Genomic DNA, 1,169 nt, shown 5'->3' on the forward strand with positions numbered 1-1,169 from the left:
CGCTATGGGGACTGCCACCATCGGGACTGGCGCTATGGGGACTGGCGCTGTCGGGGCTGCGCCCCGGGCCCGCGGGCAGCCACTCACCGCAGGGCCCACCCCCCTCGCCGGCAACCGGTCCGTCGTGCCCGCCGGACATCCGCGCCTCCCTCGTTGCCTCTGCCGAGTGTCCCTGCCCTGCCGCGATCCGGTGGAACTCGCGCCCAGTGCACGGCCGACCTCCGATGCACACACGCCAGCGCCCACGGCGGCCGGACGCCGGTAGCCGAGGTCCAGCTTCCAGTGTCGCCGGAAACCGGTCCACGCTCCCACCGATCGCGCTGATCGGTGGAGGTGCGTACCATCCGTCATCCCCTTGGCACCGACACACCTCCCGGCGGCACCTGCGGCACCGGCGGCGTGGCGGCACCGGCGGCGTCGTGGCGGGCGGACCCATACGATCGCCGCATGGCTGCTCCCGTCCCGGCACCGCCCACACCCGGCGGACTGGTTCTGGCCCCGTTCCGGGCCCTGCGGTACGCAGTGGACGACGGCCGGGAGCTGGCATCGCGGACCGCCCCGCCCTACGACGTGATCGACGCAGCGGGCGTCATCACGCTGGAGGCGAGGCATCCGCACAACGTCGTCCGGCTCATCCTTCCTCGGGACAGCGACGAGCAGTCCCCGGGAAGCCGCTACCGCCGGGCCGCGGACGCCCTGCGCGAATGGACCGCCGGTGCGGTCCTGCGCCGCGACGACAGCCCGGCGCTGTACGTGTACGAGCAGACCCACGACGGGCACGTCCAGCGGGGTCTGGTCGGTGCGGTGGCTCTGGCCGACCCCGACGCGGGGATCATCCTGCCGCACGAGAACACCATGACCGGACCGGTCACCGACCGGCTCGCCCTGACCGTGACCACCGGGGCGAACCTTGAGCCGATCTTTCTGCTGTACGAAGGTGGCGGGGTCGCCAGCCAGATCGCCTCCGACACTGTGGCGACCTCGCCGATACTGACCACGACGACCGACGACGGTGTCACCCACCGCATCTGGGCGCTGACCGACCAGGACCGGCTCGCCGCCGTCGCCGACGATCTGTATGGACGGCGGGCGGTGATCGCCGACGGCCACCACCGGTACGCCACCTACCGCCGCTACCAGGCTGACCGCCACGCGGCCGGGGATGGCGC

General features: G+C 72.8%; 1 protein-coding gene. It reads left to right on the forward strand.

Features of this window, described 5'->3' with window-relative positions:
- Nucleotides 1-447 precede the first annotated feature (447 nt).
- Nucleotides 448-1,169, forward strand: a 722-nt coding sequence (locus tag DD1DGNOD_RS29875) for a DUF1015 domain-containing protein (RefSeq protein WP_241255851.1), incomplete at its 3' end; no start/stop codon positions are given.

Source organism: Candidatus Protofrankia californiensis (genome assembly GCF_900634765.1).
Taxonomy (GTDB): domain Bacteria; phylum Actinomycetota; class Actinomycetes; order Frankiales; family Frankiaceae; genus Protofrankia; species Protofrankia californiensis.